The 13,674-nt window shown below is 67.5% G+C and carries 16 protein-coding genes and 1 tRNA gene; 10 read left to right on the forward strand and 7 right to left on the reverse strand.

All coding sequences use genetic code 11. The features are described 5' to 3' along the window. The first annotated feature begins 25 nt into the window (after window positions 1-25). Entirely contained in the window at window positions 26-616 is a 591-nt protein-coding gene (locus ABIE00_RS19670) for a hypothetical protein (RefSeq protein ID WP_502914240.1), read from the forward strand. A 127-nt stretch (window positions 617-743) separates the two neighbouring features. Here the strand turns inward: ABIE00_RS19670 and ABIE00_RS19675 are convergent, their stop codons facing one another. After that, entirely contained in the window at window positions 744-1,424 is a 681-nt protein-coding gene (locus tag ABIE00_RS19675; protein WP_354262357.1) for a response regulator, read from the reverse strand. Continuing rightward, window positions 1,421-2,689, reverse strand: coding sequence for a sensor histidine kinase (locus tag ABIE00_RS19680; RefSeq protein WP_354263447.1), 1,269 nt, complete (start codon window positions 2,687-2,689; stop codon window positions 1,421-1,423). Before ABIE00_RS19680 ends, ABIE00_RS19675 begins: the two co-directional genes overlap by 4 nt. A 203-nt stretch (window positions 2,690-2,892) precedes the next feature. Here ABIE00_RS19680 and phoU point away from each other — a divergent pair, with 203 nt between their 5' ends. Beyond that, window positions 2,893-3,555 carry a phosphate signaling complex protein PhoU gene (gene phoU / locus ABIE00_RS19685; RefSeq protein WP_354262358.1) on the forward strand — a complete coding sequence of 221 codons (663 nt, stop codon included), beginning with the start codon at window positions 2,893-2,895 and terminating at the stop codon, window positions 3,553-3,555. 124 nt (window positions 3,556-3,679) lie between these two features. On the opposite strand, the gene ABIE00_RS19690 is transcribed toward phoU, so the two are convergent. Further along, window positions 3,680-4,426 (reverse strand): phosphoglyceromutase, encoded by a 747-nt coding sequence (locus tag ABIE00_RS19690; protein WP_354262359.1) that lies wholly within the window; start codon window positions 4,424-4,426, stop codon window positions 3,680-3,682. 105 nt (window positions 4,427-4,531) lie between these two features. On the opposite strand from ABIE00_RS19690, the gene ABIE00_RS19695 reads away from it, so the two are divergent. Next, complete coding sequence (locus ABIE00_RS19695) at window positions 4,532-5,353, forward strand: class I SAM-dependent methyltransferase (RefSeq protein WP_354262360.1); 822 nt, start codon at window positions 4,532-4,534, stop codon at window positions 5,351-5,353. Window positions 5,354-5,365: 12 nt separating this feature from the next. On the opposite strand, the gene ABIE00_RS19700 is transcribed toward ABIE00_RS19695, so the two are convergent. After that, a complete protein-coding gene (locus ABIE00_RS19700; RefSeq protein WP_354262361.1) occupies window positions 5,366-5,722 on the reverse strand; it encodes a DUF2516 family protein in 357 nt (118 codons plus the stop codon). Between the two features lie 9 nt (window positions 5,723-5,731). Then, window positions 5,732-6,916: a trans-sulfuration enzyme family protein gene (locus ABIE00_RS19705; protein WP_354262362.1), complete on the reverse strand. Its 1,185-nt coding sequence runs from the start codon at window positions 6,914-6,916 to the stop codon at window positions 5,732-5,734. 115 nt (window positions 6,917-7,031) lie between these two features. Here ABIE00_RS19705 and tmk point away from each other — a divergent pair, with 115 nt between their 5' ends. The 3 genes from tmk (at window position 7,032) to ABIE00_RS19720 (ending at window position 10,455) form a co-directional block, all read left to right on the forward strand. Next, window positions 7,032-7,679 carry a dTMP kinase gene (tmk, locus tag ABIE00_RS19710; protein ID WP_502914296.1) on the forward strand — a complete coding sequence of 216 codons (648 nt, stop codon included), beginning with the start codon at window positions 7,032-7,034 and terminating at the stop codon, window positions 7,677-7,679. After that, the gene (locus tag ABIE00_RS19715) at window positions 7,676-8,821 is read left to right on the forward strand and encodes a DNA polymerase III subunit delta' (protein WP_354262364.1); all 1,146 of its coding nucleotides are present in this window, start codon (window positions 7,676-7,678) and stop codon (window positions 8,819-8,821) included. The genes tmk and ABIE00_RS19715 overlap by 4 nt, the downstream gene beginning before the upstream one ends. Window positions 8,822-8,883: 62 nt before the next feature. After that, the gene (locus ABIE00_RS19720) at window positions 8,884-10,455 is read left to right on the forward strand and encodes an alpha/beta hydrolase (RefSeq protein WP_354263449.1); all 1,572 of its coding nucleotides are present in this window, start codon (window positions 8,884-8,886) and stop codon (window positions 10,453-10,455) included. Window positions 10,456-10,544: 89 nt separating this feature from the next. On the opposite strand, the gene ABIE00_RS19725 is transcribed toward ABIE00_RS19720, so the two are convergent. Next, the gene (locus ABIE00_RS19725) at window positions 10,545-11,312 is read right to left on the reverse strand and encodes an HAD family hydrolase (RefSeq protein WP_354262365.1); all 768 of its coding nucleotides are present in this window, start codon (window positions 11,310-11,312) and stop codon (window positions 10,545-10,547) included. A gap of 224 nt (window positions 11,313-11,536) precedes the next feature. Here ABIE00_RS19725 and ABIE00_RS19730 point away from each other — a divergent pair. From ABIE00_RS19730 to ABIE00_RS19745, 4 genes are all read left to right on the forward strand, one after another. Continuing rightward, window positions 11,537-11,609, forward strand: a tRNA-Thr gene (locus tag ABIE00_RS19730). A 444-nt stretch (window positions 11,610-12,053) separates the two neighbouring features. Next, a complete protein-coding gene (locus ABIE00_RS19735; protein ID WP_354262367.1) occupies window positions 12,054-12,296 on the forward strand; it encodes a hypothetical protein in 243 nt (80 codons plus the stop codon). After that, the gene (locus ABIE00_RS19740; RefSeq protein ID WP_354262368.1) at window positions 12,271-12,513 is read left to right on the forward strand and encodes a hypothetical protein; all 243 of its coding nucleotides are present in this window, start codon (window positions 12,271-12,273) and stop codon (window positions 12,511-12,513) included. Before ABIE00_RS19735 ends, ABIE00_RS19740 begins: the two co-directional genes overlap by 26 nt. After that, window positions 12,510-12,650, forward strand: a complete 141-nt coding sequence (locus ABIE00_RS19745; protein ID WP_354262370.1) for a hypothetical protein — start codon at window positions 12,510-12,512, stop codon at window positions 12,648-12,650. Before ABIE00_RS19740 ends, ABIE00_RS19745 begins: the two co-directional genes overlap by 4 nt. A gap of 32 nt (window positions 12,651-12,682) precedes the next feature. On the opposite strand, the gene ABIE00_RS19750 is transcribed toward ABIE00_RS19745, so the two are convergent. Beyond that, window positions 12,683-13,669, reverse strand: a complete 987-nt coding sequence (locus tag ABIE00_RS19750) for a hypothetical protein (protein WP_354262371.1) — start codon at window positions 13,667-13,669, stop codon at window positions 12,683-12,685. Window positions 13,670-13,674 lie beyond the last annotated feature (5 nt).

Consider the following 13,674-nt stretch of genomic DNA (forward strand, 5'->3'; position numbering starts at 1 on the left):
AAAGACTTTTCGAGGAGTGCGTGACGTGCGTTTCACTGCGATGAACCGGGGCCAGAGCGGCAAGATGGCAATGGCGGCAGCCGCCCTGAGCGTCGGCCTGCTGGCCCTGACGGGCTGCGGCTACATCAACGCCCAGCAGACCTCTCACCAGTACGTCGCCTCCGACGGAATCCGTACCGACGTCGGACCGGTCCAGCTGCGCAACATGCTGATCGTCTCCGCCGGCGAGAACCAGCCGGGCCGCGTCATCGGCGCCGTCTACAACTCCTCCTCGAAGGACGTCAAGGTCACCTTCAAGGGAGCCGAAGGCGCGCAGACCGAAGTTCCGGTCAAGCAGAACTCCTACACGCTGCTGAACCAGTCCACGGACGCAGCCACCCTGAGCACCTCCGGCGGCAAGCCCGGCACCCTCGTGGACGTCCAGGTGACCGAGGACGCAACCAACGTCAACAAGACCGTGAAGATTCCTGTGGTGGACGGCACGCTGAAGGAATACGCCGCCTACCTGCCGGATGGCACGCCCAGCGAGTCCGCCACTCCGAGCCAGACTGCAACGCCGGGTGAAACCGCGACGCCGGGCGAATCCGCCACGGCCACGCCCACCGCAAGCCACTAGCAGCGCCGGCCAGCAAGGCCGGTAATAGAAGAAGGAGGGGTTCCCGGCCGGGAACCCCTCCTTCTTCGTTTTATCGCCGCCTTGTTGTGCCGCGCCCGGGGCCACTCTCCCGGCCGCCGGTGAGCCTCTAGGGTTCGAATTTGTAGCCCAGGCCGCGCACGGTGACGAGGTAGCGTGGCAGGGAGGGGTCCGGTTCGATCTTGCTGCGCAGCCGCTTCACATGGACATCCAGCGTTTTCGTGTCGCCCACGTAGTCGGAGCCCCAGACGCGGTCAATCAGCTGGCCCCGGGTCAGCACGCGGCCGGAGTTCCGCAGCAGCATCTCCAGCAGTTCAAACTCCTTCAGCGGCAGTGACACCTGCTCGCCGTCGACACTCACCACGTGCCGTTCAATGTCCATCCGCACCGGACCGGCATGGACGGTGGATGAAATGAGTTCCTCCGGCTCCGCCTGGCGGCGCAGCACGGCGCGGACACGGGCAACCAGCTCACGGGAGGAGTAGGGCTTGGTGACGTAGTCGTCTGCGCCCAACTCCAGCCCGACCACCTTGTCGATCTCGGTGTCCTTGGCGGTCAGCATGATGACGGGGACGGTGGAGCGCTGGCGCAGCTGCCGGCAGACCTCCGTGCCGGATTGTCCCGGCAACTGCAGGTCGAGCAGCACGAGGTCTGCCCCGTTGCGGTCGAATTCCGTGATGGCGTCGAGGCCGTTGTCCACGACCTCCACTTCGAACCCTTCCTTGCCCAGTAGATAGGACAGGGGATCGCTGAACGACTCCTCGTCCTCGACAATAAGAATCCTGCTCAAGCGTTAGCTCCTCGTTCGTGGACGCCGGCGGCGTCGCGTGGTTCTTTGGCCTGCGGCCGGTCGGGCTGGGCCTCCGGTGAGGCGGGCGCCGGCGCTGTGGCTTCCCTGGCGGGTAAGGGGCGCGATTCCGGGGCGGGCTCGTCTCCCTGCCCTTCCATCTCCGGCAGCCGGAGGGTGAACGTGGAGCCCTGGCCGGGCTGGGACCAGAGCGTGACTTCCCCGCCGTGGTTGGAAACAACGTGCTTGACGATGCTCAGGCCGAGACCCGTTCCGCCGGTGTGGCGGGACCGGGCCGCGTCCACGCGGTAGAAGCGCTCGAACACCCGCTCCTGGTCCTCGGGTGACAGACCTTCGCCCTGGTCCGTCACGGAGACGGAGACCAGGCCCTCTTTGGACCGCACGCCGATGCCCACGCGGGTGTTTTCCGGCGAGTACCGGATGGCGTTGTCGATGAGGTTGCGCAGCGCCGTGACCAGCAGGTCCTGGTCGCCGTAGACCTTGGCCTCCGCGCGGCCGCCGATGACGATCTGGATGTTCTTGCTCTCGGCGGGCAGCTGCGACCGGTCCACGGCTTCGGAGATGACGTCGTTGATATCGACAGGGTGCCCCTGCTGCGCGACGTTGGCGCCCTGCAGCCGGGACAGCTCAATGATGTCCTGCACCAGCGCGGCGAGGCGGGCCGACTCCTTGTGCATGCGTTTCGCGAAGCGGCGGACGGCGTCCTCATCGTCCGCAGATGATTCCAGCGCTTCAGCCAGCAGCGAGATGGCTCCCACCGGGGTCTTCAGTTCGTGGGACACGTTGGCCACGAAGTCGTTGCGGATTTCCTCCGTCCGGGTGATTTCGGTGCGGTCATCGGCCAGCAGGACGATATATTCCTCACCCAGCATGGCTGCCCTGACCTGCACGATGATGGTGCCCTGGCCGAGCGGTCCCCGGGGCAGTTCAAGCTGCCTCTCCAAGATGACGCCGTCACGCCGGACGTTCGCCGTCATGTCCAGCAGCTCGCGGTGCACCACGGTGTGTCCGCGCACCAGGCCGTAGGCGTAGGCCGCGGGGCTTGCCCGGACGACGCCGTCGATCGCGTCCACCACCACGAACGCCTGGCCGACGACGGCGAGGACTTCGGCGGAGCCCTGGGGCAGCGCCGGTTCGTCGTACTCGATATCCACGAGCTCGCGCTGCTTCTCGCTGGCACGGAAAGCGAGCACGCCAAAGACGCCGAACGACAGGCCCAGCAGGCCGGCGATGACACCTAAGAGCATTGGATCCACGCCTCCAGCTTATGCTTCCGGAAAGCCCCGATATCCGATAAACGGCCCACGCGGTGCGGATTCAGCTAACGTTCATCTTGAGGTGTGTAACAGTTCACCGAACACTGGAAGAGTGTGCGGTTGGACTGCCGGAACGGTGACACGAAATTCTGACCGCCGCGGCGGGGCGGAGTTTCCAAGGAAAGGACGCCTACGTGCGCAAGGTTTTTCAGGAGGAGCTGGCCCACGTGGGCGAGGACCTCATCGAGATTTCAAAGCTGGTCAGCGAAGCGATCGGCAAGGCAACCACCTCATTCGAGAGTGCCGACGTCGACCTGGCACAGGACGTCATCGCCGCGGACGCCAGGATCGACTTCCTGCAGAACAGCCTCGACGAGCGCGCCATCGACATCCTCGCGCTGCAGGGCCCCGTGGCCAGTGACCTGCGCATGATCGTTGGCTCGCTGCGGATGAGCGCCTCCCTGGAGCGGATGGGTGACCTTGCCCGCCACATTGCCCAGCTCGCCCGGCTGCGGTTCCCCTCCCTGGTGATACCGGAGGCGCTGACCGGGACGTTTAAGAGTTTCGCCGAGCATGACATCGAGATCGCCAACAAGCTCACCGAGCTGCTGGAGACCCGCAACCTCGAGGTTGCCCGCGACATCCTCAAGGTCAACTCCGCCGTGAACGACCTCCACCTCAGCGTCTTTAAGGCGATCGCACGCCCCGACTGGCAGGAATCCCCGGCCACCACCGTGGACGTGGCCCTGGCCAGCCGCTACTTCGAGCGGTTCGCCGACCATGGAGTGTCCGTTGCGCAGAAGGTCACCTACCTCGTGACCGGCGCATGGCACCCGAACAGCATCGAACACGGCTAAATCCAGCCCGGCCGGGCAACAACTCCCGTGAAACAAACGGACGACGCCGGCTGGTCACCTAGGGTGACCGGCCGGCGTCGTCCGTTTGTGGTTTCGACAGGCGCAACCAGGGGCGGGCAGTGGGCTACTTCTTGCCCTGGTTGGCGACGGCCAGGATGGCCTGTTCGGCAGCCTCGGGATCGAGGTAGGTTCCGCCACGGGTGATCGGCTGGAAGTTCTCGTCCAGGTCGTAGACCAGCGGGATGCCGGTGGGGATGTTCAGGCTGGCAATGTCGTCGTCGCTGATCCCGTCAAGGTGCTTGACCAGGGCGCGCAGGGAGTTGCCGTGGGCGGTGACCAGGACGGTCTTGCCGGCCTTCAGGTCTTCCTTGATGTCCGATTCCCAGTACGGGAGCAGGCGGATGAGGACGTCCTTGAGGCACTCGGTGCGGGGCAGGTCGTCGCCGAGGTCCGCGTAGCGCGGGTCGCGGGCCTGGGAGAACTCGCTGCTGTCGTCCAGGGGCGGCGGCGGGGTGTCGTAGGAACGGCGCCACAGCATGAACTGGTCTTCGCCGAATTCGGCCAGTGTCTGGGCCTTGTCCTTGCCCTGCAGCGCACCGTAGTGGCGCTCGTTCAGGCGCCAGTCGCGCTTGACGGGGATCCAGCCGCGGTCCGCCTTGTCCAGGGAGATGTTGGCTGTGTTGATGGCCCGCTTCAGCAGCGACGTGTAGAGGATGTCCGGGAGAATGTTGTTCTCAACCAGCAGTTCCCCACCGCGTGCTGCTTCCTCGCGGCCCTGGTCGTTCAGGTCGACGTCCACCCAGCCGGTGAACAGGTTCTTGGCGTTCCATTCGCTGTGGCCGTGGCGCAGCAGAATCAACTTGTAAGTCATGATTTTCATCCTAGCCGAGCGCGGCCCGCGGGCGCCGAGAGTTACATCACGCGGCGGCGCCGCCCAACCGGGCCGCATCCCGGCGCCGCCCGATAGGCTGGGGCCGTGGTGCAGAAAGCAGAACGGGTGGTGACCGACCGGGGCAGCCGGGGCAAGCCGGTGGGGAATGTGACCCGCGGCACCACCAACCCGAACCGCATGCGCCGGCTGGACCGGTGGCTGGCCGGGCCGCAGGCCTGGCGGCTCCGGAGGGCTGCTGACCCGCTCGTCGTGGACCTGGGTTACGGCACCTCGCCGGCCACCGCCGTCGAACTCTTTGAACGGCTTCGGGCGGTGCGGCCGGATGTGCGCGTGTGCGGAATCGAAATCGAACCGGAGCGGGTGCGCGCGGCGAAGGCCCTTGAGCGCCCCGGCCTGAGTTTCCACAACGGCGGATTCGAACTTCCGGTGCCCGGGAACCCGGTGTTTGTGCGCGCGTTCAACGTGCTGCGCCAGTACGAGGAGGCGGACGTCCGCGGCATCTGGGGACTGGTGCAGGGCCGGCTGGCTCCGGATGGCCTGTTCATCGACGGAACGTGCGACGAGATCGGCCGCCGCTCCGCGTGGGTTGCCCTCGATGCCGGGCGCCCCCTAAGCCTCACCATGTCGGTGCGGTTCGGGAGTTTCGTGCTGCCATCCGAGGTCGCGGAACGGCTGCCCAAGGCCCTCATCCACCGCAATGTTCCCGGCGAACGGATCCATATGTTGCTGCAGGCCATGGACCGGGCCTGGCTGGAGGCCGCGCCGCTGGCGCCGTTCGGAAACCGGCAGCGGTGGACGGCCATGTGCAGGGCACTGCTCGACGGCGGGTGGCCGGTACATGATGGCCCCTCGCGTTGGCGGCTCGGGGAACTTACGGTCGGCTGGGAAGCTGTGGCACCAGGCTGAGTGCCGGCGATGTCACCAGGGCCCGTACGGGCCCATGTTCCGGCTGCCGCCGCGGCCTGCGTCCTTCACGGCCGGCCGGACGTCGGCCAGGTAAACGGAGGCCGCCACCACGGCTCCGAGGCCGAACAGGCCCAGCGGGCCGAGGAGGCCTCCCGACCCGCCGCCGAGCACGGACAGCGCTCCGACGGCCAGGCTGCCGCCGGTCAGTGCCAGCCAGAATGTCCTGGTGCGCTTGCCTACGGCCTCAAAGGCGTTGGGCCGGTGGCGGACGCAGTCAAAGAAGGCCCACACCTCGAGGGCCAAAGCAATCAGCCCCAGGATGTAGTAGACCGTGCTCTCAACGTAGAAAATCAGTACTCGTCCGTCCACCAGCCCAGCCTATCGGTCCAGCGCGTCCAGCGCCTGCTTCAAATCGGCCCAGAGGTCCTCGACGTTTTCGATCCCGACGCTCAGCCGGACCAGGTTCTCGGGGACGCTGACCGGTTCCGCGGCGTGCCGGCGCCGCCGCTCGATGAGCGACTCCACCCCGCCGAGGGACGTTGCAGGCAGCCACAGGTTCAGGGCACGGACCAGCTTGTCCGCGGTTTCGGCGGCGCTGAGCCCGCCGGCGGCGGCAACCTGCACGCAGAGGATGGAACCGAAGCCCGTCATTTGTGACTTGGCCAGATCGTGCCCCGGGTCCGACACGAGGCCCGGGTAGCGCACATTCTCCAGGGCCGGGTGCGCGCTCAGGCGCTCGGCAAGCACCGCTGCCGACGCCTGCGAACGCTCGATCCGCAGGGCCAGGGTCCGGAGCCCGCGCAGCGCGAGCCACGCTTCGAAGGGCCCGGCGATGCCGCCGTGGATGATGCGGTGGTGAAGGAGGGTTTCGCGCAGTTTCGCATCAGAGGTCACCAGGGCGCCCAGCACCACGTCGGAATGGCCGGCCAGATACTTGGTCACCGAGTGAAGTACGACGTCGGATCCCAGGCTGAGCGGCTGCTGCACCAAGGGCGTGGAGAAGGTGTTGTCCGTGACAACGACGGCACCGGCGTCGTGCGCGGCCTGGGTCAGGGCCCGGATGTCCGCGATGCCGAGCATCGGGTTGGTGGGGCTTTCCAGCCACAGCATGTCCGCCGCTTTGCCGTCCTGCGGCGCTATCCGGGCCCGGACAGCGTCGGTATCGGCGATGTCCACGGTGCGGAGTTCCAGGAAGCCCTTCTCAGCCAGCTCGGCGGCCATGACCAGCGAGCCCGAGTAGCTGTGGGACGGCATCACCAGGACGCCCCCGTTGGGAATCAGGGAGAGTGCGGAGCTGACGGCGGCCAGGCCGGAGGAGTAAAGGAGGCCGGGCAGCGACGCGCCTTCGAGCTGGCCGAGGGCCTCTTCGAACGGGTCCCAGGTGGGGTTGGCGTAGCGGCCGTAGCCCCGGTCGCCGTCGTCCAGCGCTCCGGTGCCGAAGTACGTCGAGGAGAGCACGATGGGCGGGTTCACGGGCGCATCGTGTTCGCGGGGCGGACGGCCGGCGGCCACAACCACCGTTTCGGCAGACAGGGAGGCGGCGTGCTGATCGGAAAGACTCATGGTCAAAGGGTACGTTGGCTCCCTGCCCGCGCGGAAAGCGGCCGCTTCCGGGAAGGTACCGAAGCGGGCACCGGGCATTTTCGTCGGTGGAAATCGGTAGGCTGGATAAGTGAATATGCAGAGTTCCGGACTTTTCATCGCCTTCGAGGGCGGTGACGGTGCCGGCAAGTCAACGCAGGCGGCCCGGCTGGCCGGCACGCTGGAATCGCGCGGCCTCACCGTGCTGCGCACACGGGAACCCGGCGGGACGCCCATCGGCGAGAAGCTCCGTTCCCTGGTGCTGGACCACGGCCATGGCCACATCGACGCCCATACCGAGGCCCTGATCTTCGCCGCCTCCCGGGCCGCGCACGCCAGCCAGGTCATCAGGCCTGCCCTGGCCCGCGGCGAGGTGGTGCTCACCGACCGCTACATCGATTCCTCGGTGGCGTACCAGGGCGCCGGCCGCGGCCTCGGCACGGACGCCGTCCGCAGTGTTAACGAGTGGGCCACGTCCGGGCTGCAGCCGGACCTGACGGTGCTCCTGGACGTCCACCCGGCCGAGGGGCGGACCCGGCGCACCGCCGCGGATGCCGCTGAGGACCGGCTGGAATCGGAAGCGGACGAGTTTCACGCCCGGATCCGGCAGGCATTCCTGGACCTCGCCGGGGCGCGCCCTGAGAGCTACCTCGTCCTCGATGCAGGACAGCCCGTCGAGGAAATTGCGGGTCTGATCCTGGAACGCGTCGAAAAGCTCCTTGCAGCAAGGGACACGCAGCCATGACCGTTTGGGATGACCTGCAGGGGCAGCCAGCCGTCGTCGCCCAGCTGCGGCAGGCATCCATGGGTGAAGGGCTCACGCACGCCTGGCTGTTCACCGGCCCGCCGGGTTCGGGCCGTTCCAATGCAGCCAAAGCTTTCGCCGCGGCCCTGAACTGCGACCAGGACGACGTCACCATGCGCGGCTGCGGCACCTGCCCGGCGTGCCTGACCATCCTGGGTGAAACCCACGCCGATGTCACCTTTGTCCGCACCGAAAAGGTGACCATCACCATTGAAGAGGCCCGCGATCTCGTGGCCACCGCCGGCAACCGGCCGTCCTCGGCGCGCTGGCGGATCATCGTGGTGGAGGACGCCGACCGGATGGCGGAGCGCACCACCAACGTGCTGCTCAAGGCCATCGAAGAACCCACCCCGCGCACCATCTGGATGCTGTGTGCCCCCTCCCCCGCGGACGTCCTGGTGACCATCCGCTCGAGGTGCCGGGCAGTGGCGCTGCGGCTGCCGCCCGCCGCCGACGTCGCGGCCCTGCTGGTGAAGCGCGACGGCGTGGATCCGGCCCTTGCCGAGCGCGCGGCCCGGGCGGCCCAGAGCCACGTGGGCATCGCCCGGCGTTTGGCCCGCGACGCTGAGGCCAGGGAGCGGCGCCTGGAGACAGTCCGGTTCCCGCTGGGGCTGCGGGGCATCACGGCCGCCGTAATGATGGCGGACAAGCTCGTGAAGATCGCCACTGAAGAAGCCACGAGCTCCAACGAGGAACGTGACGCCGCCGAAAAGGCCGCGCTGCTGGCCACCCTCGGCGCCCCGGAAACCGGGACCCTGCCGCCGGCCATGCGCAGCCAGGTCAAGCAGCTGGAGGACGATCAAAAGCGGCGCGCCAAGCGCTCCGTCACGGATTCCCTGGACCGCACGCTGACGGACCTCCTCTCGTTCTACCGGGATGTCCTGATCATCCAGCTGGGGAACGCCGTGGAACTGGTGAACGTTGAGCTGAGGAGCGAGCTGGAGGAGTTTGCCCAAAGGTCCGGGCCGGACGTCACCCTCGCCCGGATGGACGCCATCAACAACGCCCGCAAGCGAATCACCACCACCAACGTCGCACCGCTGCTGGCCATAGAGTCAATGGCCGCAAGCCTGATCCAGTAGCCACGCCGCCGCCCGTCATTTGCCTGACCGAGCTGACACCGCCCACAAGGAGAAACCGCATGATGTCTGCACCGCCTCTGTCCTCGCGACCCCGGACCCTCGCGGCCGGGATGCGGGCGGCCGGCGCCATGGCGCTGGCCGTCCTGCTGGCATCGTGCAGTGCCTTCGGCTCGTCCAAGGACGAGTCCTCGCAGAACGGCTCGACGGGACAGGCCGACCCCTCCATAGCGGCGGCCGCACCGGAGGGGCTCAAGTCCTATTACTCCCAGAAGATCATTTGGGGGCCCTGCGAGGACAAGCTGCAGTGCGCCAAGGTCAAGGTGCCCGTCGACTACGCGAAGCCCGACGGCGATACCATCGAACTGGCGGTGGTGAAGGTCGCCAGCACCGGGAACAAGAAGGGCAGCCTGCTGGTCAACCCGGGCGGTCCGGGTGCGTCCGGCTATGACTTCGTCAGGGACGCCGGTACCAGTCACTTCTCCGAGACTGTGCGCGCCAACTACGACCTCGTGGGCTTCGATCCGCGCGGCGTCAAGCGTTCGGCACCTGTCACCTGCCTCACCGACAAGGAGCGGGACGAGGCCCGGACGAAGGTCTACACCCCGGAGACCGATGCCGGGCTGGCGGTGCTGCGTGCCGACAACAAGGCCATCGCCGCAAAGTGTGCGCAGCAAACCGGGCCCGTGCTTGGGCACATCGACACCGTCAGTGCGGCCAAGGACCTGGACGTCCTGCGCGCGGTGCTGAACGATGCCAAGCTGAACTACATGGGCTTTTCCTACGGGACCTTCCTCGGCTCCACGTACGCCTCGCTGTTCCCCGACAACGTGGGGCGCATGGTCCTCGACGGTGCCATCGACCCCTCGCTCAGCGCCGAGGACCTGACGCTGGGCCAGGCCCGGGCCTTCGAGAAGGCGCTGCGTGCCTACGTTGAGCATTGCCTCGGCGAGGAAGGGTGCCCCCTCAGCGGCACAGTCGACGACGGCGTGCGGCAAATCCGCGATCTCATCACCTCCGTGGTCCAGACGCCGCGCACCGCCAAGGACGGCAGGCTGGTGGGCGGCAACCTCTTCGTCAGCGGCATCGTCGTTCCGCTGTACGCCAACGAAAGCTGGCCGGCCCTGACACAGGCGCTGGACCTCGCCATGCAGGGTGATGTCAGTGCCATGCTCCGCCTGGCCGATCTGGGCGCGGACCGCTCGCCCAACGGCAAGTACACGTCCAACACGGCACTGGCCTTCGGCGCCATCAACTGCCTGGACTATCCAACGAACAGTGACCCGGCCGCCATGCGCGCCGAAGAGAAGCGGCTCCGCGAGGCTTCCCCCACCCTGGGCTACTTCTTCGCCTATGGCGGGGCGAACTGCGCGGACTGGCCTTACAAGAACATCCGCACCCCGGCCCCGGTGAAGTACACCGGCTCCGCACCGATCGTCGTCGTCGGCACCACCGGTGACCCTGCCACTCCCGTGGAATGGGCCAGCGAACTGCGCAAGCAGCTGGGCAATGCGTCGCTGCTGACCTTCAAAGGCGAGGGCCACACCGCCTACGGCCGGTCCAACACCTGCATCAGCAACGCCGTGGACAGGTACCTGGTTGACGGGAAGGAGCCAGCGGACAACACCGTCTGCTGACTCCGGGCCCGACGGCGGCCGGCGCAGCAATTGCGGCACCGGCCGCCGTCGGGCGTTTAAGTGCGCCGGTGACTCAGTCTGCCGGCGCCTCAGTGCCGGGAAGCGCGGCGCTCCAGTAGTGCCGGAAAGTCCTTGATGGAGGGCAGGACGTCGGTGGCGCCTGCGTTGCGAAGTGATGCCTCGGAGTTAGACCCGGTCAGCACCCCGGCAGCCACCGATGCCCCGGCACGGAGACCGGAATGGATGTCCGCGGCGGAGTCCCCCACCACGGCCACTTTCCGGACGTCCTCGATGTCCAGGGCCAGGACCGCCGTCAGCACCATGTCCGGGAAGGGCCTGCCCCTGCCTGCGTCCGCAGGGCACAGACTGAGGTCCGCCAGGCCCATCCAGCCCAGGGACTCGAGCACCATGTTCTGGGTGTGGCGCCCGAAGCCGGTGGCCAGGCAGACCTTGATGCCGGCGTCCCGGAGCCAGCCGATGGTGTCCTCCGCCCCGGGGACCGCCCGGACTCCGCCGTCGGCTATGAGTTCGTCGCAGTTCAGCTCGAATTTCTTGTTGGCGCCGGCCGCCGCCTGGGCATCGTGGAACAGTTCGGCGAAAACGGTCATCCGGGAGATGCCGGAACGCTCCCGCGCGTAGCGCAGCATGCCTTCGAAGCGCGCCGAGCCGGCCGCGACTCCCTGTTCCACCAGCGTGCGGGACATCGCGCGGTCCATCAGACCGCCGTCGTACACGGTTGTACCCACCATGGCCAGCACCGCGAGCCGGACTGACGATCCATGCCCTGCCGTCTCCGCATCTGCCGAGACGGCGGTGCGGACCGCGCTGCCGGTGGAGATTGCGCTCTCTGGTGTCATGGTTAAGCTCCTTTGCCGCTAATGCGCAGGCAGGCTGCGCCACGCTTTTCATTCCAGCATCGCGGCTTTTGCTGATGCGGGCCTGAACCGGACCCGACGGCGGAATGAACGTCCCGCCAACGTCAATCGCAACCTGCAGGTCGTTCATTTTGACCCGGACGCGGGGACTCTATTAGAGTTGTCTCTTGCATGAACCGGCCGGTTTCCCGGCTGATTGGTGCGGTGCTTCCTTAGCTCAGTCGGTAGAGCGTTTCACTCGTAATGAAAAGGTCATCAGTTCGATTCTGATAGGAAGCTCGGGAAGAACCCCGTATTGTCGCTCGTTCGGCGGCGGTACGGGGTTTTTTGCTGGTTTCGCCCGGAGATGCCGACAGGCCCGGGCATACTTTTGGCGCCCCTCGGCGCAAACATCCGCTGCACCCGGGTCCGGTAAATTCGCACCCGGGAATTTTCTTGAGCCAGTATTGATCGGCCCTCGATGAGTCCTTGAGTCAGTGCGGGCAGAGTAGTCGTTACCGGCACGGAAGACCGGTTACCCGAAGTCCGCCCGCCGGACTCCCTCAAGAACGGACGTTCGCCATCATGGGTCGCAACCTGAACTCCGCAGCCGGCAGAGCCGCCACGTCCGCGATCTTCACCGCCACCCGGCCATCCCGTGCCAACAAATAACCCACACACGTCCCCTCCGTCGTCTGGCCCCAGAACCGCGGCGGAGGGGGCCCATTCGTAAGGCAGCAAGCCATGACAGCAGCAGCGCCGGCGGCCCGGGGACCCGTCCCCGCGGCCCCAGCCAAGGGCCAGCCGCTGCTGAGCGGAACAGCAATCCAGGCACTACGCGAACCGGCGGTGCTGATGGCCCTGACCTACGGGGTTCCCGGGGTACTGGTCTTGCGAATGCTGGCCAGGATCTGGCGGAAGGGCCCCGAGGCTGCTGACGGGTCCGGGAACGGGGCCGGCGGTGCAAAAACACCGGCCGCAGGCTGACGCGCCCCAGCCGACCCTGGACGGGCGGCACCTCCGGGACCTGGCGGAGGATTGCTCGACGGCGGCCGCCGAGGCCTTCGCGGACAATTACACGGCCCTGCTCACGCAGCGCGTTGACCGCATCGTCCGGAGTATCGGCGTCGGGCACCGTGAGATGGCGATGGATGCCGCCCTCAGCCTGCGGACGGCGTCGTCCATGGCTGGCCCCTGCGGATGAGCCACCTGTGCAGCCGGCTGGAGAAGGCCCTGATGGCCGCTGACCTGGCCGCTGCCGCAGGCGTGGCGCGGGACATCGACCTGCACCTGCCGGAGCTGCAGGAGGCCTTCGCCAGCCGGCGCCGCCCCGACCGGTAGGCCTTCCCCCGGTTGCGGCCCTTCTGCCTGCTTCAGCCACGCGCGCACGCCGCCGTCACGAAGTCATAGATCTCCGCGCGCAGCGCCGTGCCGGCCGCGATCTTCAGCTGTCCTTCACGTCCTCCCGCACTCACATGCAGGGGCAGCAGGGTGCCCACCTTATCCTCCGCGATGGCGTGCGGATCGCAGCGGGCAGGGCGGATCCGCAAACGCAGTTCAGTGCGTGACGTGCCCTGCGCGATCCGGACGTTCCGCGGCCACGGCTGTTCCACTGGCTCGGCAATCAGAGTGGTCCCGCCGATGCCCGCGATGGTCATCGGCCCTGCATCCTGTCCGGCGCCGCCCCTTTCCTTCGGGATGATGACCAGGCGCACGACGGCGGTGCGGGAGTCCGGGGCCACCTCAAGTCTGCGGTCCAGGGCGATGTCCGCCACTGCGGCGGCGGCCGCAGCCAGGCACAGCTCCTGGTTGTTCCGTTCCAGGACCCCGAAGGGGTCATCGGCGACGTGCGCCACCTCCCGCAATCCGGCCCGCCCGGGCCCCGAGAATCTCACGGTGGCGACTGGCTGCTGCGCGGTTGACTGCGGCGGGGTTGGTTGCTGTGTGCCCGATTGGCCACGGCCGCAGGCCGGGGCCGGAAGCCGGGCTGGAAGACTCTTGGGCTGGCCGGGAGGCAGTTCGAGACCGCCGCCCGCTGGCTCCCAGACGATGTCCCCCTGAAACAGCGGCGACGCGAGCTCTGCCGCGGCAACCGTCAGGGACCCGCCGGACACATTGGTGAGCAGGAGCTGGATGGCCTGTTTTCCGTACTGGTCGCGGGACTGGTTCACCTCCACCGCTATCGGTTGCGGTGCAGCAGAGCGCGTCCCCGGTTCCTGTGGCTCGGGTGCCGTGCAGGACGCCAGCGCAGGAACCGCCGCCAAGGCAGTCGCCGTTGCGATAGCGAGCCGCCGGCGTGCACGGAACCACGGCGCGTGAGTGCACGGGCCGTGGACCTGTTGTTCAGGCAGCAGGTCCACGGCCG

Origin of the sequence: Arthrobacter sp. OAP107 (assembly GCF_040546765.1) — a bacterium.
GTDB lineage: Bacteria > Actinomycetota > Actinomycetes > Actinomycetales > Micrococcaceae > Arthrobacter.